This window comes from Neobacillus sp. OS1-2, assembly GCF_030915505.1.
Classification (GTDB): Bacteria; Bacillota; Bacilli; order Bacillales; family Cytobacillaceae; genus Neobacillus.
Genome location: NZ_CP133265.1, coordinates 1,221,129 through 1,244,491, shown reverse-complemented (window position 1 = coordinate 1,244,491; position 23,363 = coordinate 1,221,129). Strand labels below are relative to the sequence as shown.

Annotated in this window: 17 protein-coding genes; 10 read left to right on the top strand and 7 right to left on the bottom strand. The window is 41.5% G+C overall.

The features are described from left to right. Positions 1–298 precede the first annotated feature (298 nt). Positions 299–3,691 carry a tubulin-like doman-containing protein gene (locus RCG19_RS06275; RefSeq protein WP_308110106.1) on the bottom strand — a complete coding sequence of 1,131 codons (3,393 nt, stop codon included), beginning with the start codon at positions 3,689–3,691 and terminating at the stop codon, positions 299–301. Between the two features lie 131 nt (positions 3,692–3,822). Further along, positions 3,823–5,601, bottom strand: a complete 1,779-nt coding sequence (locus RCG19_RS06270) for a vWA domain-containing protein (RefSeq protein ID WP_308110105.1) — start codon at positions 5,599–5,601, stop codon at positions 3,823–3,825. Between the two features lie 206 nt (positions 5,602–5,807). On the opposite strand from RCG19_RS06270, the gene RCG19_RS06265 reads away from it, so the two are divergent. Genes RCG19_RS06265 through RCG19_RS06255 form a run of 3 tightly spaced genes read left to right on the top strand, consistent with a single transcriptional unit; the run spans position 5,808 to position 8,674 of the window. Further along, positions 5,808–5,957: a hypothetical protein gene (locus RCG19_RS06265; RefSeq protein ID WP_308110104.1), complete on the top strand. Its 150-nt coding sequence runs from the start codon at positions 5,808–5,810 to the stop codon at positions 5,955–5,957. Then, positions 5,950–6,909 (top strand): hypothetical protein, encoded by a 960-nt coding sequence (locus tag RCG19_RS06260; protein ID WP_308110103.1) that lies wholly within the window; start codon positions 5,950–5,952, stop codon positions 6,907–6,909. The genes RCG19_RS06265 and RCG19_RS06260 overlap by 8 nt, the downstream gene beginning before the upstream one ends. Beyond that, positions 6,902–8,674, top strand: a complete 1,773-nt coding sequence (locus RCG19_RS06255) for a hypothetical protein (RefSeq protein WP_308110102.1) — start codon at positions 6,902–6,904, stop codon at positions 8,672–8,674. Before RCG19_RS06260 ends, RCG19_RS06255 begins: the two co-directional genes overlap by 8 nt. Before the next feature lie 17 nt (positions 8,675–8,691). Here RCG19_RS06255 and RCG19_RS06250 read toward each other — a convergent pair whose 3' ends face one another. Continuing rightward, on the bottom strand, positions 8,692–9,000 hold the full coding sequence (locus RCG19_RS06250; protein WP_308110101.1) for a DUF4359 domain-containing protein: 309 nt from the start codon (positions 8,998–9,000) through the stop codon (positions 8,692–8,694). A gap of 320 nt (positions 9,001–9,320) precedes the next feature. Between RCG19_RS06250 and RCG19_RS06245 the strand changes: the two genes are divergently transcribed. Continuing rightward, positions 9,321–10,229, top strand: coding sequence for a CPBP family intramembrane glutamic endopeptidase (locus RCG19_RS06245; protein ID WP_308110100.1), 909 nt, complete (start codon positions 9,321–9,323; stop codon positions 10,227–10,229). A gap of 35 nt (positions 10,230–10,264) precedes the next feature. On the opposite strand, the gene RCG19_RS06240 is transcribed toward RCG19_RS06245, so the two are convergent. Together RCG19_RS06240 and RCG19_RS06235 are read right to left on the bottom strand one after the other, a co-directional pair. Continuing rightward, the gene (locus tag RCG19_RS06240; protein WP_308110099.1) at positions 10,265–13,513 is read right to left on the bottom strand and encodes an endonuclease; all 3,249 of its coding nucleotides are present in this window, start codon (positions 13,511–13,513) and stop codon (positions 10,265–10,267) included. Beyond that, positions 13,431–14,783, bottom strand: a complete 1,353-nt coding sequence (locus RCG19_RS06235) for a chitobiase/beta-hexosaminidase C-terminal domain-containing protein (RefSeq protein ID WP_308110098.1) — start codon at positions 14,781–14,783, stop codon at positions 13,431–13,433. Before RCG19_RS06235 ends, RCG19_RS06240 begins: the two co-directional genes overlap by 83 nt. Before the next feature lie 596 nt (positions 14,784–15,379). Between RCG19_RS06235 and RCG19_RS06230 the strand changes: the two genes are divergently transcribed. The 4 genes from RCG19_RS06230 to RCG19_RS23680 all read left to right on the top strand — a co-directional run bounded on the left by RCG19_RS06230 (position 15,380) and on the right by RCG19_RS23680 (position 18,539). Beyond that, positions 15,380–16,108, top strand: coding sequence for a reverse transcriptase domain-containing protein (locus tag RCG19_RS06230; protein ID WP_308110097.1), 729 nt, complete (start codon positions 15,380–15,382; stop codon positions 16,106–16,108). 514 nt (positions 16,109–16,622) lie between these two features. Next, a complete protein-coding gene (ltrA, locus tag RCG19_RS06225; RefSeq protein ID WP_308110096.1) occupies positions 16,623–17,867 on the top strand; it encodes a group II intron reverse transcriptase/maturase in 1,245 nt (414 codons plus the stop codon). 118 nt (positions 17,868–17,985) lie between these two features. Continuing rightward, positions 17,986–18,162, top strand: coding sequence for a hypothetical protein (locus RCG19_RS06220; protein ID WP_308110095.1), 177 nt, complete (start codon positions 17,986–17,988; stop codon positions 18,160–18,162). Then, positions 18,159–18,539, top strand: coding sequence for a group II intron maturase-specific domain-containing protein (locus RCG19_RS23680; protein ID WP_374049581.1), 381 nt, complete (start codon positions 18,159–18,161; stop codon positions 18,537–18,539). Before RCG19_RS06220 ends, RCG19_RS23680 begins: the two co-directional genes overlap by 4 nt. 76 nt (positions 18,540–18,615) lie before the next feature. Here RCG19_RS23680 and RCG19_RS06215 read toward each other — a convergent pair whose 3' ends face one another. After that, positions 18,616–21,360 carry a cell wall-binding repeat-containing protein gene (locus tag RCG19_RS06215; RefSeq protein ID WP_308110094.1) on the bottom strand — a complete coding sequence of 915 codons (2,745 nt, stop codon included), beginning with the start codon at positions 21,358–21,360 and terminating at the stop codon, positions 18,616–18,618. A 228-nt stretch (positions 21,361–21,588) separates the two neighbouring features. On the opposite strand from RCG19_RS06215, the gene RCG19_RS06210 reads away from it, so the two are divergent. Then, entirely contained in the window at positions 21,589–21,915 is a 327-nt protein-coding gene (locus RCG19_RS06210; protein WP_308110093.1) for a peptidoglycan recognition protein family protein, read from the top strand. A gap of 180 nt (positions 21,916–22,095) precedes the next feature. Beyond that, a complete protein-coding gene (locus tag RCG19_RS06205) occupies positions 22,096–22,344 on the top strand; it encodes a hypothetical protein (protein ID WP_308110092.1) in 249 nt (82 codons plus the stop codon). 51 nt (positions 22,345–22,395) lie between these two features. On the opposite strand, the gene RCG19_RS06200 is transcribed toward RCG19_RS06205, so the two are convergent. After that, positions 22,396–23,085, bottom strand: a complete 690-nt coding sequence (locus tag RCG19_RS06200) for a sugar phosphate nucleotidyltransferase (protein ID WP_308110091.1) — start codon at positions 23,083–23,085, stop codon at positions 22,396–22,398. Positions 23,086–23,363 lie beyond the last annotated feature (278 nt).

Genomic DNA, 23,363 nt, shown 5'->3' with positions numbered 1-23,363 from the left:
CAGTTAGGTGCGGCTATGCGACAGTAAACTGCGACTATCTGACAGTAAGACGTAGTTATGCGACAGTAAAATGTGCCTGCGACAGAAAAGTGCGGCTATGTGACGGTACAGGGCGACCATGCGCCAGTAAAGCGCAGCTATCCGACAGTAAAAAGTGTACTCGACAGTAAAGCGCGCCCATGCGCCAGTAAAGCACGGCTATACGACAGTAACATGTGCCCATGCGACAGAAACGCAAGCTCATGCGACAGTAAAGCGCCGCACCCGCCGATTGCCACCCGCACAACCCCCGCGGCCCTTACGATTTCAACTGCCTTAGCATCTCCTGCACCTTCAACATCATCTCTTTGTAAAAAGCATACAATTCCTCGCCGTTGGCAAACTCCTTGAAGTCGTAATCAAGGGTTTCCTTTTCCTTTTGATAGGCGGCCGCCATTTCCTCTAATGCGAAAATGAGCTGGGCAGCACTTTCTTGATTAATTAACTCCACGCTGCGGCGCTCCGACTTCTTTTCAAGCTGCGCCATTTGTTTTTGATTCAGCGACTTAAAAGCTTGATAGATTTCGTACTCCACAAATTTCGTCGTTTTTGTTAAATTCACAAACGGCTCCCATGCGTCTTCTTCAAGTTCTTTATCGTACACATAGAGGGCGCCGCGCTTTTTAATGGTTCTTGTATAAAAAGCTTGAATAAATTGACTCATCAACACTTCTTTGTCCTTTTGCGTTGCCAGAACCTGCTCAATCTCAGCAATCTTTTCCTGAATAAAGAGGTATTTCCGCACCTCTGATTTCACTTTTTCAATCAGCTTTGGGGAGCGGATGAGATTTTCCATCGCCAACTCCACATTCGTGCTGCCAAAAATATCATTCGAACCGACCACTTCCATGCTGCCGGCAAACATGTCCTGCAGTTGACGAAGCACCTGTTTCAAGTTTCCAAGATTCGCTTTCTCTAACTTCTTCGGATCCACTTCATATGCCGCAAATAGCGCCCCAATATTCACATCTTTCGTAAAATGACACTGGAACCGTGCGCTTGTATTCTGGTCGTTATTTTTCTCTGTAATACAGCCAAATCCCTGAGCCTGATTAAATAGCGCACGTACTCCAGAATTGTACTGTTTCACTCGTTCATTCTGGTACGTATCGCCCCATGACTTTTCCGGAATCGGCGAAGGGAGGTAGGCCCAGTTTTCCTTCGCGGTTTGCACGAGGTGGCGGCCGACGCCTTCTTTTTCCAATATTGTTTTTTCATAGGATTTTTCATAAATAGACAATGGCGAGTAAGCAAACAATGGAATCCCGTTCTTGGTATTTAGCCAGAATATCCGATTCTTCAGTTCACTTTCTTTGATCGTAAATCGGGAATGACTGAGTGAATGCTTCTCGAAATTTTTAATGCCATTGAAAATATTCGGTGCCTTCACAGGTACAGAGACAAAACCCCATTGTGGGAAGTGCAGCTGACCGTTGCTGTTGGCAAGATGGAAAACCGGAAGCGCATCACGGTCCAAGCGAGCAGCAATCTTATCTTCAATAATCTTATCGATGGGCAGGTCATCGCCGTATTTCAGCCGTAAAAAGTCTTCCATCGACTTGGTAATCAATTCCCCAAATTGATCGGTCAGGAATTCAGAGACCGTGCCCACGACATCGATATCGGTTTCCTTCACCCAATAGGTTGATTTTTCAAGGAGCATTTCCGACCATTGCTGGACTAATAATTCGCCGTCCTTGGAATCAAACATCCGCTGAATCTCGCGGGCGACATCAGGCACACTGACAAGGTGCCAATAATAGGTGACATCGTTATCCTGTTTTACTTCCTCGCCATCGACAAGGATATCGGCGTTCTTTTCAAAAATTCCGCGCAGCGTTTCTAGGATTTCTTTATAGACCACATAGATCTTGTTATTCTGGTTATTTAACAGCTGAGTTACATCCTCATAGAATTCAATCATTTCTTCAATTCTTGCCTTTTCTGCCCGGGCATCATATTCATTCAGTTTGGCTTCAATGTAGGCATTCTTTTTGCGATCCTTTGAAATAAAAGCGCTGCGGGCATCCTCAAGTTTATTGTAGGCATACTCCTGCTCCGTCGTAATGGCTTTTGGCAGGCGTTCTAGTCGGTCGCGAAGTCCTTCTATATAAGCCTGTAAAGTTTTTAACATGCAGAAACCGTCGTTAGAGTAAATCAAACGTGAAGCAAAGATGGGTCCCTTTTGTGGATGCAGGAATAAGCGCTCCATCTGGCGGCGGAATTCCTCCATGATTTCCCCAGGTAGCTGTTTCTTACATTTGCGATATTGATCCTTTGCTTTTAGTAAAAACTCACGCTCCAACTCTTCATCCAGATTGATCACGGATGTTTTAATGACATTGTTGTAGGAGAAACGGTCACTGTTTTCAAAACCGGATAATGGCTCCGGGACGCGGTCATTAAAGCGCTGATGTACAGAATCTGGGTCGATTCGCAGTTTTTCTAAAAATTGCTCCACCTCCGTTTGATCCGGACCGGCATCAAACATCGTGTTCATTTTTTCAAACAGCTTATAGCCGATATAGGTCGTCATTTCTTCAAGTGGAATTTCTGCCATCGATGCGCCGATAATATTGTATTGGTAGTTGGCAGCATAGGGCTTTGGCATTTGGGCGATATTGGTGCGGATGTTGCTGATGTAGTCGTGGATGGCAAACTCTTCTCCGGATTTCTTTTCCTCATTGGCCATAAAGTTGGTGATATTTTCAGCGGTGACATTCATGCAGTAATCATAGGCATTCTCAAGCCATTTTCCTTCGAGATTCGTCCCGGAGATTAAATGACAGAGATTAAACGGCGGCATGGGGGAGTTGACATCTAAGAGGCTGCCGTATTTCATTGCAAAGCGTTCGTTTCGTTCATCACAGTTCATCCAGTAGTCGAGTTCTTTGAGGGCGGCATAGCCATTTTTCTCAATATATTCAACGGTGTGCGAGCTTAAGCCTCGTTTGGACAAATTCACATCTGGTGTGAATAGATAACCAAGGATGCTGACCTTATCAACACCGGTGGGGCCGAATTTCCGCTCCATTATCCCGCGCGTGATATAGGCAATATCGAGATAACAGCCGCTGCCGGTTCCACCGGATAGCCCTGTTAGGATGAAAACGTATAATCGTTTGCCCGTTCCCTCAAGGACTGCTTCAATTTTTCGTTCGATCGTTTGCACGACTTGGTTGATTTTTGTAAATAGCAAAAGTCTGCCAGCCTGGCGAACGCCTGATGCCCCGCTAATGCCGTCGGTAATTAATAACTCCGGTGACAGCCATTCCTTTATGTACGGCTCAATTGTGCTGCGGTTTTGCAGGAGGCCGCCGATTTCCGGATTGGATAGCAGAACAAATTCTTTGTTCGGGTCAAGGCCGATGCCTTTGTATTTTTTATTGCGATCATATTCATTCGTTTCGAATGCGAGAAATTCAATGTTATTTGGCTTTTCCTTCTTCTTTTTCGATAGCGGGTCCTGCGGCAGCTTGAAGCGGCGATTCACTTGGTATTTCAACCGCAACAGGGCATCAATCCCCGTTCCCCCAAGCCCGATGACAAGCATCGGATTATCAATCGTATCTACGCGAATTTTCTCCGAAATAATGCCTCCGCCTAACGAAACATCCAACTGCTGAATATGCTCTCTCACACTAGCTTTCATGCACAAATTCCTCCCTGGCTGTAAAATCAATTAGTCCTACTACATATAAAGACGTAAAATAACGTGATAAAGATTCAATTGGTGACAGGCACCACTTCGTGGTGCCTGTCACCGTTACTACGCTTTACATGTTAACTTATATACTCAACGTAAATGGTTTTATTAACTTTTTTCGGAATGATGCGCAGACGGTCGTTTCGTTTGATGACAAGGCCTTTTTTGGCGTCAATGGCCCGGCCGCCTTTTTCAATGGTGCAGCCAGAGTTATTGACGAGCAGGAGGGCATCACCTGCTGCCGGTTTGAAAATGACACCTTCCGTTTCCGCAAACTCTGGGGACAGCGATAAAAGCTGGTGCAGCCGCAACCTTCCTTTAAAGCTCTTTAATTTCTTGAACTGTGGGCTTGTTCGTTCCCCTGTATCCTCATCCTTTATTTCCACGACCATTTGGCCGCTAAAGCCGCGCCCCGCTTGTTTTATTTTTCCTAAAAGGAGGTAAGCAAGGGCTGCGAGCACCAGGGTACCTACCAAACCGCCAACCACATAAAGCCACGGAAAAGGTTTCTCATCCTCGGACGATACTACTGGTTTCGTCGTCACAGGCGCAGCCGCCGACTGTTGTACAGTCATCCTTTGTGGCTCGGTTTCACGGAAGAAGCTACTATCCTCCGCCTTCACCACCACCTCATAGCGTGTAGAATCTCCAAGCTTGAATTGACCGGTAAACCCTTGGTCCCCGGAATTTAAGGCAAACGATTCCGTTTTCCCTTTATCGAGGTCTTTGACATATACAGTTGCTTTCATCGATTTATAGATTTCTTTATCGGTAATAGCAGTGCCGCTATCCTCAAATACCGCTCCAATCTCTACCGTTTCGCCCGCTTTGTAGCTTTGCTTGGCAAATGGGGCAAGCTTCAGCTGTAAATCATAGTTGAATACTAGATTGATATCGATTTTATCCTGGGGTACGCCTTTTACTTTCAGTGTCCAATCACCTTCCACGGGCTTCCGCAGCTTCAACATCGAATAGCTCTTTGACCGTGACAGCAGTACCTGATCAGAAGGAACGGCCAGCTCTTTACCGGACGGATCCACCAGTTTAACCTCCACGGGCTGGCTCGACATCAGCGAAATATTCGCTTCTAACACATTTTCGTTCGGCACCGTAATTTTGATGACCTGAAAGTCGTCATTTCCCACTAATTGATCGACAGGGACAATTTTTAACTTCAAATGATTGGCAAAAATTTCACTGAGGATACCCGGAAGCTTATCCGCAGAGGTAGCTTCAAAAAATTTACCATTCGTGCTCTTTGCTACATCTGTGAGCACATCTTTATTTAGCTTGCCGTCTGCATTTAAGCCGATGGTATAAATCGGATATCCCTTCGTCTGTGCTTCTGCAACGGCCTTCTTCAGATCCGCATCCGCCTCGGTCGAGGTTTTGGACTTTTTCGGATTCAATTCGTTATTGCCATCTGCAAGCAACACAATCAATGGGAAGTACCCCTGCTCATGGCTCGACCCCAGCACCTTAACCGCTTCCTTCACCCCAGTAGATAAATCGGTATAGGTGTATTTTTCTACCGAGTCAACGAAATCCTTCAGATCCTGCTTATCCTGTTCCGAGTGGATTTTGACGAGTGCTTTTTCCCGCATCACTTCATCTGCATATGCAATTGCCCCAATTTTATCGCCGTTAAGGGAGGCCATATCAATAAACATCTTCATCGCTTCACTGCTAATATTCTGGGGGTCACTGCTCTTCATGGAATTACTGACATCCACCACCAGCATCCCTTCAATCCGAGAAGTGGAATGCAGCGGGCTCGCTGCGCGTACACTTAAATAATGACTGTTGCAGAGAAAGAAAGTTATCATTATAAAGCTACTAATCCATTTTTTTACCATCTGTGTGCACCTCCACTAGCAGTTTCCTATTTCGTGCAATAATTACAAAAAAATCCTATTATGAACCCATTTTATCATCGTTATTATTATATGCCCAAGCAATAATCCCTAGAATTTTAAAAATTTTCCTATTATAATGAAAATTAACTTACTATTTTGGAAAAATTTTATAGATTAGCGTAAAACATTCAAACAGGGGGAATATCATGTACAGCCTCATCTTTACTAGTATTCTAGTGGTAATCCTGCTTTGGAAAACCTCCAAACTTTTGAAAAAGAAACGCAACAGCGGCGATTTCAAAGATATCGATGATGAATTAATCATCATGTTAAACGAAGGTGATTCCATTGGCTAAACAGGCCATTCAGTTATCGAAGAAGAAGCGAACAATCTATCGCTTTCAAAAGCTAAAAATGTGTAAAAAATGCCATCGTTATTCTGTTTTAAAGGATGAGACATGTCCAACCTGCGGCACAAAATTTGCTGGAATCGAGAATCTCGTAAAATCGATTAGTAAAAAACGGTTAACAACCGAGGTGATTCGACTATTGCTAGTTGTCTGCCTTGGCATTCTATTCGCTCCTACGATTCACACCATGTACTATTCCTTATTCGCTGGCCTCATCTTTTGTACCTGCTATATAGCCTTAAACTCTATGTTCCTGAAAAGTGAGTATTTCCATCAATTGAAAAAGCTTCTCCGGGTCGATTTTCGCAAAATTCAAGCGGGAATTCAGTTTGACAGTGACCTTGCGAAAGCAGATATAACAGAAGCGAAACTGGCCCAGGCTGATGAAAAGCTTCGCGAAATTGGCGATCTGATTTCAACCGATCGCATGAAAATCCGCCGCGTGATGGTACTAAACAAAATTGCCCTAAGAAGTGACATGGAACTAGAACTTGAACCCCTTATTCCATCATCCTATGATAAAAATTTTGTGAAATATGCGCTTGAGGTAGTAAAAATCAATCGTACCCTGATGACGAAAAAGGGGATTGCCTACTTTATCCATTATCGAGATGCGATTGTCATTGATTTTGGCATGGACTCACTCATTGCTGCCGCCGGAACAGCCTTACGAATGAAACTGTACATTCTCGAATTTGCCCCGTTTATTGAAGAATTTCTAGATTATTTTCCAAAGGAACGTGTATTACGGCTGTGTAATATCATCCATGCCAATCCAGAAATCGACTGGGGCGGTCTTAAGGAAACAACGCTTCGTTTGGTCGCAAAAAAGTATTCCTATGATCCCGATTTCAAGCGTTTTATGCGTGGAAAAGAAAGGGTATTCAGTCATGCCTAAATCTACCGTTTATAAAAAAGTGATTCGATCGCGGAACTTTGTTTTGCTACTACTTGTGGTTTTGCTCGTTCTTGTTGGCGGCAAAATCATTCTTGCACATGAAAAAATCGCTGACTATGAAGAAGCAGTGAGATTGTATCAGTCAGGAAATTTGGTGGCCGCTGAAAAAAAGTTCCGGTCTGCTAAGCGAAATCTAGCTGTCACAGACCATAATCAAGATATCAACCGGAAGCTCCTGGTCCTTTCGCCGATTCGTGAAACCATGGAGGACCTAGATAAAGAGGCAGCGGCCTATCAAAACGAAAAAGATCTTGATCAACTCGTTGATACCTACAACCGCTGGCAGGAGAACAGGAAAAACTGGGTGTCAGGCACCACGATTCAACAGGATATGTATGGAGAGATGCATACTTTAACAAAGCTGGACCAGGATTTCGCGGGTTATTTTTCCGGAATAAAGAAAACACAGCTAGCAAAATTACAGAAGGAAGACGCCGAGGAGGAAAAGGTTTTTACCATCTTAACGAAGATTCCTGCAGAATTCTATGGCGATGATGTGGCCAAAACAAAAGAAATTCAATCCGTGTTCCAGCACTATTACATGGCGAAAATCAAGGCATTGATAGCGAAAAATAGTTCCGTTGCTGTAACCGCAAGCGAAGGAAATCGGCAATTTGCAATACTGACAAAGTTGACGATCGATTCCAGCTGGCTTCAAGCCATCCTTGACAGCCATTTCATAAAGGTTCTTACTACTTCAATCGCTAACAAGGATTATGCGGCATTTGCTGAGCAAGCAAACTCTGTTAAAAACCTATCAGCCCATATGAAGGATGCCAAGGTGTTTTCTGTTATTGAAAAAACAAAGGGGAATTTACTTAACAAGGCGAAAAGTCTTATCACCACCAATAAATACGAGGAAGCGATTAGCCTCTATGAAACACTTAAACCAATAGAAAATACGGAGCAGCTGATTACTGATGCCAATCTTGCCTGGGATCAACATGAGCCGGTTCGCCTCCTAAAGCGTCTCTATCCAACAAAGGAATTTACGAGCGCTGTGAATATGAAGAACAAATGGGGCGCAGATCTGGTCATTGCTGCTATCTCCAAAGACGGGGGAATCTATTTTGGCAAGCGTAAGGGAGAAGAGGCGCTGGCAGTTTCCGAGGGAACCTTAGAGGGCTCGCCGACCGTTACATCACTAGACCTAGAAAGCAGCTATGGTTCAGCAAACAATCCGGTTATCTCTCTCGATGCCAAATCGTCGGAACGGAAACATCATTATTTGGCCTATGAAGTTCGCTCCGGTGCATTGGTGAAAATTCTTGATGTGGAGGCTGACCATTTAACCGTTGAATCGAAGCAGCTTTTACTAGTAGACAATCCAACCGGCCAAGGTGCTGGCGAACACAGCTATTTTGAACCGGATGCTCAGGGCGTGTATCATTTTTCAAAAATAAAGGTAGATTATGTTGATATTCAGGTAAACGAAGTGACCAATTACGCAGGGAAAAAGGTACGCTTCACTGCAAACGCCGCAGCGAAAGCAAACGGAGGGGCATTGGTCACACTATCTGAAACCTATAACAATACTACGAGCAGTTGGGAGAAAACGTACTTATTATTAAAAGGGCAATCGGATTTTATCATTTATAAAAACTATACTGTCATTGGAATTTTGAGCGGGTACGAGGATATAACTGACGGAAGCGGCGTGCAGGTTCGCGTTCCGGTTTTTACAGTGGAAAAAGTGGAGAAATAGAAAAGAGCCAGTAATCGTTACTGGCCCTTTTCAAAACTAGACAGTGGGATAAATTGATTGAAAACCCCTATCGTCGTAACCTTCCCAAGTCCCACATCCGTAAAATCCGTTTTATAGACGGAGAAAACAAGATAATCGGATTTGGTCGTTCCAGCATCAAAGATGGATTTTCCCGCAACGGAGAGAATTCCCTTTTTAAGGATGTTCGACGACTGATCCATGGTTTTGTGATTAATCCAATCAAGATAATCGGAACGCTCAGGATTTGTTGCTGATAAAACAAAGATTATAAAAATAGACAAAATAATGGATCCAAGACGCTTCATTTTCTGAACTCCTATCTTTTAAAAAATACACTAACAGCTTGTACATTCATATGTTTGTTCATCATGAAAAATCACCTTAATTGCTGCGCTTTACAGGAAATAATATTTTGGTGACCTATGACTCTTGCTATGATAAATTAGTACTATTATTATCTTTTTCTAGTTCTGCTAAACATGACCTTAAATGTAAAGGAGAAAACACGGTGACAAGAAAATGGAAGTGGGCGCTTGGCTGTATTATTTTCCTACTGTTTTTAAATGGATTTGGTATTCTGGCGGTTACTTTTTTTAGGTGAATAGGAGAGGCAGGGGAGCAGTAGATGACAACAAACCTAACACAACTGATTTCGAAAAGATTACTGTTTGCCATGCTCATCGTCACCATTGGAGCGGAAATTTTCCTTTATTGCATGCGGTACAGCAATATGGCGAGTACCCTATATGATGCGATGATGGTGTCGTCCTTTTTTATTGGCTTGAAGTTGCACCACCGGCTTCAAAGTCCCACGTCCCAACCGAAAACGAAAAGGCAGCTTACCCTTCAATTCACAGGTGCCTTCTTGATTTTCTTTCTAGGCAGCACAGTCATCAATATGTTTTCAACTTACACGTTTCAAGATTTCAACACGGATTATGATCAATACGTTCAAGACTACACCGACATTCAAATGGCTGTTGGAGAGGATATTGGTACTCCAGCAGAAGAACCTGTTTTGTCCTTTTTCGAAAAAGTAGATACGATTGGCTATGATTTATATGCCGACACACTTGCCGGGTTAGAAGAGGTTTGGCGGCTTGCGTACATGATTCTTCTTCTTGTTATGTTTAAAAAGATATTCCCGCGCAGATGGGAGAGCGGCCGAAGAGACATCTTCCTGATGGGTGCACTGTTTCTCACGTCCATCCTGTTCGGAATCGACCATACGCTAGATTCCGTAGAGCCATGGTCAGTAAGCATAGGCGCCATCGTAACTTTTGCCAATATGGGATTACTCTTTGGATTAATCTTATTATGGACACGAAACCTGTGGGTGACCGTCCTCGTCCATACACTTTACGATATCACCGCCACATTGTCGTGGTACTATATCGATTATGCTGTAGAACTATTTGCGCTAGCTGTGTTAAGTGTTCACGTAACTCTTTTTACGATGGAAAAATTAAAACAAAGACGCTTGAGGCAGCAGTTAGAGGTAGTTGAATTGGTGAAGGCGGCAGAATCACCATAAAAGAGGTTCCGAGTAGTTACGGAACATCTTTTTTGTTAGCTTGCTGGCCAGATTTGGTCCGCCCATTCAGGATGATCGATGAATGGATTGCGGTTTCCTTGAATCGATTGTATGACATCATTTCTATGCTTTTCAAAGGCATCCGGCGGATCCATTTTGCTCCATTGCAGCAGGACAGATTTCTTGCCGTGAGTTGGTGTGGGGTACGTATTGACCTTGTCAGCTAGCTCAAGGTCAAGCTCACCGCCGTCACCTTCATAACGTACATCCATATACATTAGCATTCTTGCAATATCGCCCTTAACATGATTCGGTGGCTCAAATGAATCACTATCATAATAACAGTCAGCACATTCACCCTGTGATCTGCCGCCGTTATCAAAATCTAAATGTCTACGTGTGCTGTTGACAGATGCGTCAGTAGGCCGTAAATGGTGAATATCAGTACCTGGTCCGACGCTTGTCCCAAAGTTACCATGTGATTTTGCCCAAACATGCTCACGATTCCAGTCATTCACACCTGAACCAAATGTCGTCTTTGCTTGTGAACGGTTCGTGTAAAGAAGAATCACGTTGTTTGGATTGTTCGGATCTTCATCTGTTTTCTTTAAAGCTTCTGTTACCTGAGCATATGTTAATTTTGTTTGTGTTTTAATGATATTGTGCAGGGATAGTTTAAGTTCAGCACCTGTTTTTCCAGCTGCTGCTTGATAATAGGCTTCCACAGTATTAGATGGTGCCGCGGTTACTGTTACGGTAAAAGAAGCACTAACTGTTTTATTGCCATCATTTGCTGTAACGGTAATATTTACAATACCCTCAGTTTCAGTTTGAAGCGTTAAAGTCGCTCCTTGTACAGTACCAGCAGTTGTACTGTAGGTTAAAGCATCACCATCCGGATCTGAAAAATAGTTAGTTAAATTGATGGAAACGGATGAACCTGCTTGAACAGAAATATTTTGCAGTGGTGCCGCTACAACAGGGGACTGATTTACTGGTTTCGGTAAAAAAGGAGAAGTAATAACTTCTCCTCCTACATTAGATATTTTGATGTTAGATGTATCTACGCCGTCTTTAATCGTCCATTTCTGAACGTTTTCAGCGCCTCTAATTTGACTAATGTTGGCATTATCAATAATAACCTCTTTAACCTGAATACCGCTTAGGTCAATAACTGCACCTTGTTTGGCTGGGCTAATGGTAATCACTGTATTCTTTAAGCCTTCACCTTTTAGCTTTGCGTAGGAGCCTTTTAATACAATACCATCGGTAATAACCGAATCTGCACTAACTGTAATATCTGCACCTTCATTTGAAACTGTTAACTTCTTTGTTTTGAAGTTATTTAAGTTGTAAATTTTTGTTGATTCTGGCGGTGTTACTGGTGGTAGAACTTCTCCACCCGCAGCCTTTAATTGTGTTTGGATAATCACTGGATCGTGGTCACTTGCACGTCCATGTTCTTCCATGAATCCAGAGTTAATGTGTAAAATATCTACCGTTGTATAAGCTTCCATATTTTTTGTAACTAAGACTTGGTCAAGTACTTGTGCATTACCTTGGTAAGAATAATTGTAACGCTCATTGGCAGGAACTTTGTCAATCATGTCAATCATTTCGTTCCCTTTTGCAATTTCTACTGTTTTGGTAAATTCGAAGTCATTGAAGTCTCCTAAAAGAACAACATTAGCATTTGCATCCTTTGCTTTCACATCTTTCACGAAGTTATTAACAATGGTTGCAATTTTATGACGTTGAATTTCACTGCTTAATACTGGCGGTTGGTTTTTACCGAATAACGGTAGGTCACCGCCTTTAGAATTGAAATGGTTGGCCACAACGATAATACTTTGACCTTGGAAATCAAATTGTGCTGCAAGCGGTTTGCGGCTTGATTTAAATGCTTCGTTTGTAGGTTCAATCCGCCCAGGATTTAGTGTCAGCTTGCCGTTATCAAAGCCAACTGCTTGTGTTGATGTACCTTTTTCTGCACCTGCAGTTAATGATAAGCGCTCTTTATTATAAAGGAAGGCCACACGAATATTACCACCAGGCGCACCGCCATCTTGATTGTTTTCTGGAGCCACTTCTGTGTAAGCATATGTTGGTCCGCCAAGTGCTTTTACTTTGTCAATAATCTTTTGTGCACTTTGTGTTCCTTCTACTGTTCCATCATCTGTTTCACCGTTGTTATCTTGAACCTCGTTTAAGCCGATGATGTCAGGTTTTTTCATTAAATTGACAATGGCATCAGCAATTTTTCCTACTTTTGCATCATCCGTTTTCGTTGAGAAGTTCTCAACGTTATATGTTCCTATAGTTAACTTGTCCTCTACAGGTGTAATTTTTGTTGCAGCACGAACGATTTCAGTTTCTGTTAGTGCTGGCATACTTTTTTCTTGTGTCATCACTTTAAAGTTGCTGTATCCGTAGTTCACAACACCATTAATCGGAGCTGTATAATAATCTCCCATTTTCGCACGGTAAGATTTATTGGCTGTTGAACCGTTTCTGACATCAATTGAAATACGATCAGGGTTTGTATCATCAGCAGTAATACGTAACCCACCGCCAACAACGTTTGTTGGATAATCTTTTGGCACCACCCAAACTAATGCGTCTTTTTGCAGGGCAAAAACTTTTGGATTATCAACTTGGACATACATACCTTCAATGCTTTCCCAGAAATCAATCGCATCCTCTTCTGGGTCAAATGTTGCAAATTTGTCATTATCAATTATTTCTAGAGGAGCAATCCGGTCAACTCCAAGTTTAATTGGTGCTGGAAGTGGAGCAGTACCATTTTTCGTAATCGTTGAAGCTTCAAGCTCTGTAATAGTTAGGTCTGTTGATGTTTTCTCTGCATAACCTTCACCGTAGTATTCTGTTACCTTACCAGTTACTTTAACGCGGTCACCGATGGAAACTCCATGAGATGATTTGAATACTAGGATACCATCAGACGTGCTGTCGTCATCATCACCTTCAAGGTCTTGAATAAAGAAGCGGCTCGTTCCATCAATATAGGTAACAACACCCTCAACATCAGTTACGGTTTTACCGTTAAATAATGAAGTATGGGATTTACCTTGAATATCATAAATGTGAACCGGGCCATCTTGGATAATATAATCAAATGATGCGACAGGACTATTTGTCATGCCTGCTTTCACTGAAACAGCTTTAACTGTTGTTGCTTTATTAATTACGATTGGCTGTGTATACACAGTGCTTGCTGTAGAGCATGGTAGAACTTGGTGGACGAACTTGAAAGCTTGTCCCATCAGCATCTTCCACAGTATAGTTACCGCCGGAGGACGTGCCAACCGTAACATTTTTAACTTTTACGAGTTTCGCTTCTTTGCTTTCATTCAAGTCAGCTGCTTTTACTAGTTCAGCTGCTGGAACTGCTTCATTGCCAGTAACTACGATGTTTGCATGATCAGCTTCGATTTCAAGTAATGTTGAATATTCTACAAGCTTACCTGAAACAGTAATTTTATCGCCTGTTTTAATTGTTGTGCTATCAGTTGGTGTGTAAGCGACAATTCCTGCTGTAGCATCTTGGAAGTAAATCGCCCTCCCCAAGACAGCTGTAACTACGCCGCTTGTTTGAACGTTTGATTGCAAAGCCATAGTTCTTATTTCAGCTATGGAATTTGCTTTTAAAAGGGTGTAGGGAAATGTTACCATATCGCTGTTGTCTAAGCCGTTTTTAGTGGCAATTGCTTTAATTGTCATGTCAGCTTTGATTTCGATAGGTGCTTTGTATTCAGTGCTTTCTGTGGTTGGCTCAGTGCCATCTGTGGTGTAGTAAATTTTTGCATCTGCAGTTTCTGTTGTTAATGTTACAGTTGTTCCAACTGCCACAGCACCTGCTGCAGGTGATGCTGAAACATTTGCAACTTTTGTTTCTACAGGGGTAGAACCACCGTCCATGGTGTGGGAACCAAGGTATGTAAATACATCTTTACCCATGTTATCCCATTCTATTGCTGGGTCAAAGGCATCATCAGGATTGCTATCTCCAGTTACAATTGAGCTTTTACGGACTAGAGTTTGGTCAATAGTTTTAACAGTTGTTCCCCAAGTGACTTTTTCGCCGATTTTTCCAATAACGTCAATAATTGTACCGTTATGTTTTAAAACAATCGCGTCATCACCGTTAAAGTTAATAACGGTCTTGGCTGTATCAAGTAAGTCTGTTTTCGCAACGATTGCCGCATCAGCGTCGTTGCGTGAAATGACAAATGTTTTTCCATTTGTAAGAGTTGCGGATGGATCAGATGATAGTGCCAATTTGAAAGTTGTAGTTGCGGCCCCATTAGCATAATGTTCAAGCGTGTATTCACTTAACTTTACGTCAGCGCCTGTTCCGTTATAAACCTCAATGGCTTTGTTAAAACTACTGCCTTCGATATATTCAGAAATAAATAAATCGGTAGTCTTTGTGGCAGCGGTTACAGATTGGATGTAAAAATTCGGTAACACCAAGCTGATGACCATAATGGCCACAAGAAACATATTAAATTTCCTTTTACTATTTCTTGTCAAAACTGCACCTCCAGGTAGCATGTGTTTGATTATTTTCAAAACGCTAGTAAATTCTCCTAACTAGCAAGCTAGGAGAATTTACCCTTTATGTGCGCCCGGCATGGGCGATAACTTGGTGGTGCAAGTCCACTACAGGCTTGGCAGTAGGAACTGTTAGCTAATGGCAAGGGTGTCCTCCGCGAGGAGGAATCTGAAGGAAGCCGGCGGCAAATTCTCGAACTGACGAACAGAAACTATATACAAGGCTGAATTGGGACGGATGAGTCTGCATAACAAGATAAAGTCCAATACTGCCCAAATCCCATACAGTAAATATAGCAGTTACATGAGAAGAAGGTTATCGCTCATACCCGGGGAGGTCTCACGGACGAGCGAATTTGCTCGGTTGAAACAAGATTTATCGTGAGAAGTCAGCAGAGGTCATAGTAGTTTCCTTTGGAAATGAAGGACTGAACAATCTTAAATCTTGGAAAACAAGGAGGTGTAGGCACCCCGCCTAATCGTAGAAAACATCAAGGTATAGACCAAAAGATGGCTACCTATGAAGAAATAGGTTGGAAACCGAAAGGTACATAGGAGTGCGTAGGGATGCCGACATGGATATGAAAGAACAAGATGGTATCAAATTAATCAACAAAGTTATCGCAAATGAAAACCTTTGGAAAGCATATGAAAAGGTGAAAAGTAACAAAGGAGCTCCCGGGGTTGATGGGATTACCGTATATCAATTGAAAACACATATGGAAAAGCAATTCCAACCTCTTAAACAGAAGCTTTTGGATGGGACTTACCAGCCCCAACCCGTTAGAAGGGTTGCCATTCCAAAATCAGACGGTTCCAAAAGATATTTGGGGATACCTTGTGTGTTGGATAGAGTGGTACAACAAGCTATCCTCCAAGTAATTGAACCAATAATAGACCCATACTTTTCTGACAATAGCTTTGGTTTTCGTAAAGGTAGGAATGCACACCAGGCAATTAAACTTGCCGAACAGCATTATCATGAAGGATACCGAGTAGTAGTGGACTGCGACTTAAGAAGCTACTTTGACACAATCCACCACCAAAAAGTTCGAGCATATTTGGAAGAGTTCATCTCGGATAAAACCGTTCTTAAATTGATTTGGAAATTCCTTCGCTCAGGTATTCTAGACAAAGATATCTATATTGAAACCACAGAGGGAGCACCGCAAGGTGGACCGTTATCCCCCATTTTAGCAAATGTCTATTTGAACAAATTAGACAGAAAACTAGAAGAGAGAGGACACCGTTTTATTAGATACGCAGATGACTGTGTGCCACGAAAGCAACCAAGGTGTGCGTAAGCACACAAGGAAGCTATGCTGCACTCAAGATGAGAGTAGGCCTCTCGCAATCGCTATACAGGTAGAGGTTGCAAGCCACCTTAAGGTGCTATAGTCAAAAGCTATGGTATTGAGCGTTAAGGAAAAGGCAAAGCAAGACTTTGTCAGGTACATATTAAGGAGACGAAAACCATTGAACCGCTGAAGAAGTATCGAAAGCGTAGGGATGTCATCAAAACTGAGGGGGAGTCGTTAACTCAGGATGAGTTCGGAAGGAACCTGTTTACTGTCCGTTCGGTGACCGGTATAAAGGCGGCGTGAACTTAATATAGGCTTGAGTGTGGAACGTGGGAACCTACGACATGGATGCTAAGGGAGAAATTCAAGTGGAAGCCCCACAAGAATCAGAGTACCAATGCCATGTATAGGGGCGGAATAACTCGTAGTAGCAATGAAACCTCCTAACGGAGGTAGAGCAAAGGGGTTATGTTATTCAGTTTTATGAGCAAGTCAACCATTTTAGTGGGAGGAACTTATGAATAAAACAAAGCCGTACAAGATATCCAAAAAGGTGGTCTATGAAGCCTTTCTTAGAGTTAAAGCAAACAAAGGGTCAGCTGGAATTGACGAAGAGTCAATACTAGAATTTGAATTGAACCTAAAGGATAATCTTTATAAACTATGGAACAGGATGTCCTCTGGAAGTTACTTTCCTCCACCTGTAAAAGCTGTAGAGATACCGAAGAAAACTGGTGGAACCAGAACACTAGGTATCCCAACTGTTGCAGATAGAATTGCACAAATGGTTGCAAAGCTGTATTTTGAACCCTCGGTCGAACCTTTCTTTCACGAAGATTCATATGGCTATAGACCTAATAAAAGTGCTATTCAAGCATTGGAGATAACTCGTAAAAGGTGTTGGAAATACAACTGGGTGCTAGAATTTGATATTAAAGGCTTATTTGACAACATTGATCATGGATTACTAATGAAAGCAGTGGAAAAGCACACAAATATTAAATGGGTGAAACTATATATTGAAAGATGGCTAAAAGCACCTTTTCAAATGAAAGACGGTTTAAAAGAACGCACTTCTGGCACACCGCAAGGTGGAGTCATAAGTCCTGTTCTTGCGAACCTATTTCTTCATTACACATTTGATAAATGGATGACTATTAAACATCCAAATAATCCATTCGCAAGATATGCAGATGATGTAGTTATCCACTGTAAGACAGAAGATGAAGCAATAAAGTTGCTTGAATCATTAAACAACAGGATGAACGAATGTAAACTTGAACTACATCCGACCAAAACAAGAATTGTATATTGTAAGGATGAAGATAGAAAGGAAAATCACGACAACATTTCGTTTGATTTTCTAGGATATACGTTCAGACCAAGACGTTCGAAGAATAAATGGGGAAAGCATTTTATAAACTTTACACCTGCCATTAGTAATAAATCCAAGAAATCAATTCGGCAAAAGGTTAGAGACTGGAAGCTTCAATTAAAAGCGGAAAAGGACCTTACGGACCTATCGAATATGTTTAACTCTAAGATTAAAGGATGGATTAACTTCTATGGCAAGTTCTACAAATCTGAAATGTACTCAACATTAAGGCATATAAATAAAGCTTTAATCATGTGGGCACGAAAGAAATATAAAAAGTTCGCTCGACATAAGAAAAGGGCAGAGCATTTTCTCGGTAGAATTGCCAAACAAAATCCTAGATTCTTTAAACACTGGGAATTGGGTATCAAGCCAACGGCTGAATAATGGGTGCCGGATGAGTCGAGAGGTTCACGTCCGGTTCTAAGAGGGGCTACTGGGGAGGTTCCAGTGGTCTACTTGCCTCGTCATCTATGTCAAAAGCAAACGAGCTGGAGAAAGGGTAATGAACAGTGTCACTAGCTATATCGAAAGTGACCTTGGACTAACCATTAACCAAAAGAAAAGTAAAGTCTGTGGGGCAACTTCGGCTACATTCCTTGGTTTCAATCTACAAAACCTCATGGGAAAGTCGGTTGCCGACCTAGCAAGTCGGCAAAACAACGATTTAAAGATAAATTGAGAAAGTCGACCAGTCGAAAACAACCGGGAACTTTCGAAGAAATCATCAAGAAGATAAACCAGTTAACCACTGGATGGATTAACTACTACGGTATAGCTCGTATGAAACAATTTATCATTAACATCCGGAAGTGGTTAAACCACCGACTTAGACAACTCATTTGGAAGCGATGGAAAAAGCCAAAGACCAAATACAGAATGCTTCGCAAATATGGAATCAGTCATGACGATGCCATGAAATTAGCTAATTCCCGGAAGGGATATTGGCGCATATCCAAAAGTGAAATCCTACATCAAGCGATAACAAAAGAAAAACTCACAAAGTGGGGATTGAAAGACATTTCCCAACTTTATGAGCTTAGATACTTAAAAGATTGAACCGCCGTATACGGAACCGTACGTACAGTGGTGTGAGAGGTCGGGGATTAAAATTCCCCTCCTACTCTATTTTTTATTAATCTTCAAAATTAGTTTCGCCTTCAACCGTTACGGTAGAAAGATCTACCGTAGTACCACCTTTAATAGTCAGGTTTCCTTTTACTGTTGCGTATTCAAGCTTAGAAACACCTGTTACATCAACAACCACGTTTCCAAAGTATACCTTTGGATTCGCTGCAGTACCGCTGAAGGATGCAGCAGGAACTGTTTGTGATGCTACGTTTACGATACGTCCTTCCACTTGAGGATTGACCTTTTTATCTTGCTGCGTTGCAATGTAGTCATTGAACATTTCCCAATCCACAAATCCTGGCTCACTTACACGCCCTTCAGTGTATGCTTTACCGAACATCGTAAATCCGTCCCCGCCTTTAGCTGTAAAGACATTAGTTGCTACATAGTAATGTTTCTCAAGGTCTAATGCTGTATAGTTCCCATCTTTACCTTTTACATCGATTGTTTGAACTTTTTCACCAACTGGCTTTGTGCTGTCATAAGTGAATTTCAAACCAGATACTTGTAAGAAGCCGCCAAATGCAGTAGATGGCGCATCTTTTACGCTGTATTCCAGTGCTTCTTTTACTTCACTGCCTTTAAGATCCATAATGCCCAAAGTGTTTCCGAATGGAAGGACTCTAAGAACATCAGCTAATGTAACTTGACCAGCAGGAAGAGTTACCCGAATTCCGCCACCATTTTGAACGGCAATCAAAGTATCAGGATTGATTGATTGTGCCTTTGCAAGCATACCATCAGTAATGAAGTTACCAAGGTTTGTTTCCACTGTACGTGCTGGTGGAGTTCCACCTACTAGTGGAACAACAGCTGTACCAACCACTGTCGCTTTCTTTTCATCAACAGCCGGTTTGTATTTTGTATTTAGAATTTCTGCTGTTTCTGCATCTTCTGCGTAAGTAGTTATATCAAGTAGTTTCCCCGTTGTTTTTGGAACGATTACCTTACCGTCAGCATCAAACGTTACATCCAATGTCCCTAAGAACTTGTTGTATTCGTTTGCTTGTACAATAACAGTTGGCTCGTCACCAGTTTCATCAAATACTGGATTATCTAGTTTTGTATGAGAGTGGCCGCCAACGATGACATCGATTCCTTCAACTTGTTTCGCTAATTCTAAGTCATTGTCCCAGACACTTGAATCATCATAACCAATATGTGTTAAGGCAATGATCTTGTTAACGCCTTTTTCTTTTAGGGCAGCAACAGATTCTTTTGCCTCATCAATATAATTTTCAAAAGCTACACCGTCTCCAGGGCTTGAAATCGTTGGCGTTTCAGCCGTTGTTAAGCCGAAAATCCCAACCTTTTCTCCATTTACCTCTTTAATGATGCCATCGTAAATGTCCCCGCCTTCAGGTTTATCTGTGATTACATCATTATGGAATTGAGATTTTAAATTAGCATCGTTCGTAAAGTTTACGTTAGAGCTAACGAATGGGAAGGAAGCTTCCTTAACAAAATTACTTAATACACCAGTTCCCATATCAAATTCATGGTTTCCGAATGTCATCGCATCATAGCCGGCTAATTCCATAAACTCCAAATCTGCTAAACCTTGATATTCATTAAAATACAATGTTCCAGAGAAAACGTCACCAGCATCAAGTAATAATGCATCCGGCTTTTCTGCACGAACTGACTTAATCGCCGTCATTTTTTTAGCGACATTATCAATGTTTGCATGTGTGTCATTGGTATGCATGATATTTAATGAATATCTGACTAATGGTTTAATCGCATTTTGGGATACGGCAGATGTTCCACCAAGGATTGTTACATTTTTATCTGTAGCCACGTCGGCTACTCCAGCAGGAAGTTCGTTCACCTCTGTTAGAAGGATTGGTGCGTCTTCTTTTGCTGCAAGCACTGAACCTGCAAGTGCATCAGCAAAGTTTCTTCCTGTAGCAACAAACACACTGTCTTTTACCTGATCTAGTTCTGTAGCAATCTTTAAGGATGTTTCAAACCTAGTTTCTCCACCAATACGCTGCGGATTCTTAACAGTACTTGCAACCTTTTCGCTGATTGCTGCATTGCCACCAATTAAAATAGTATCCGTTACATTCTTAAGCGCTTCCATAGTTGCTTGAGGAATCCCGTCGGTTTCTGTTAAAAGGATGGGAAGTCCATTTTTAGCTGCATATGGCGCAACAGAAATCGCATCAGGATAATTACGGCCATTCACAAGGATTGCTTTGCCCGATTTACTGCCTAGTTCCGCAGCTATAGCAGCAGCTGTTTCAAAACGGTTCGCACCTTCAATTCGTTTGACCCAAAGTTTTAAATTAGTTGATAATTCTTTATATACGTTTTTGGAAACGGCACTCTTTCCGCCTACAATAATTGCATGAGTGGCACCTAATCTTTTAATCTCTTGTTTTGTTGATGCATCTATTGCATCTGTACGTGTTAATAAAATTGGAGCACCATGTTGGTAGGCTAATGGTGCAGCAGCTAAAGCATCAGCAAAATCATCGCCTCTTACAACGATAACATAGTCTGAGGATTCCCAGCCTTTTTTAGATATTTGCACCGCTGTTCCATAACGGTCTGCCCCTTCAATCCGATTAAGCAATGATGAGTTCACACTATTTAACTTTGCGAATGCATCATTAGATAAAGCTTTTGTTGGCTGAGTTTCTGCTGCCTTGGCGGAAATTCCACCTAACGGACTTGCTAGCATTCCTAATGCTAAAGCAGAAACTACTATACCATTGAACTTATTCTTTGTACCCTTTTTCACTATGTCTCCACCTTTCGACAATATTAGTAGTTACAAAAGTATTATAACTTTAATTTTTTAAATAGTATATTAGATTCCTATTTTTAAAATATTAAATTAATGCAAATGATAGACACATTTTAAAATGGGTCCATGTACCTATTTTTGCTAAAGAGGGTAGTTCCAAACAACTAATCCCTAACCAATTGGAGGCTTTAAGCATATATAGTTTATAAGGAGATGATATGTATGAATATTATTCAACGATTTATTCCTGCGTCTAATAAAGAAACTCGCCCGGGCATAAAAATGATCCCTAAATACATCACCATCCATGAAACTGATAATCCAGGTGCAGGGGCAGACGCAAGTGCTCACGCTCGTTTGCAAGAGCGCGGAAATGACCGTACAGCATCATGGCACCTTCAAATTGATGACCATGAAGCTATCCAATCAATACCATTCAATGAAATAGCTTGGGCTGCCGGTGACGGCCGTAACGGACCGGGCAATCAAACATCCATTCATATTGAAATTTGTGTTAATGCGGATGGAAATTTTCAAAAGGCGGTTTAGAATACTGCTGAGGTAACCAAGCGCCTAATGGGGCAATTCAATATTTCAATCTCAAATGTCGTTCAGCATAATCACTGGACGGGCAAAAACTGTCCAAGATATCTTCGTAGTGGAGAGAGGGGGATAAGCTGGAATGACTTTATTAATATGATAAATAACAATGAGGGGGTGGTAAATCAATTGCCCCTTGTCGAACCTGTGTTTGTTCAGAGTCATACAATCATTCAACGCGTCCGTGCCCTTGTGAAGACAGATATAAGAAAAGCCCCTAGTCATCATTCGGAATTTGTTCGGGATACCTATGTAGGCGAGGAATTTAACGTTTTTGGACGTGAAGGTGACTGGCACAATGTTGGGCGTGATAACTGGGTTGATGGAAATGGGGGAAGGAACTTGTATTGGATTGATAATCCATCTTTAAATAGTTAAGCTAGAATAAAGCAGCTGAATTATTTTCATGCAGCTGCTTTCTAGCATTTATTAAGCCTTTGTTTGAAGAAATTGATTGGCCTTTTTGTAATCTTCAAGGGAATCAATTTCAAACCAGTCGTTTGTGTTGATTTTTGAAATCTTTACATGAAGATTAGGGATATTGGCCTGAACGATATTATCCCAATATAAATCCTTGAAATGTCCGTCTTCAATAGCTTCCTCAAGCTTCCTCTTTAGTAATAGCCCATCTTCCTTCGTCCAATAAGTAATGCCGGAATTAATGTAATCAGTACCATCAGCGACAATCACATCTTGAATCCAGTCGTTTTCATCATATTTTAAAATCCACTCTTGCTTAAAATTGTGTTTAATTCCGCCAAAGAAGGCAGAATGCTGCAAATCATTTCTTAAGAAATTAGAGGTTAAGAAAACATCGGCATCGTTTACATAGGAATCCTGAAGATACTCCCTTACAAGATACATCGTATAAATGTTGTTATACAAATGATATTTATCATTGTGAATAAGGGTAACACCATATTTTTCCTTTAAATACTCGAATTTTTCGTGTAGGTAGCCTGTCACAACAATAATCTCATGGATCCCTTTTTCTTTTAGAAATCTTATTTGTCTTTCAGCCATGGGTTCACCTGCGACTTTTACTAACGATTTGGGTGTATCATTTGTCAACGGTCTAAGTCTTGTTCCCATACCTGCAGCTAGAATAATTGCTCTCATTATGTCACCTTTCTGAAAATCATTTAATAAATTTATTATAATAATTATTATACCCACTGACATATTTCTCACTACAATGCCTTCTTACTTTTAAAGCTTGATTAAGAATTCAGTGAAGCATTCCATAATCGAAAATACTATCATAAGCTTAAGTCCAATGTCTACAATTTCAAACATTCATTGAAAAGGGTGAAAATAATGGCGTAGAAATTGAAACAATACTGCAATTCTCGCATAACGAATAAATCAGAACATTATCAGTACCTTGCAAAATCTCT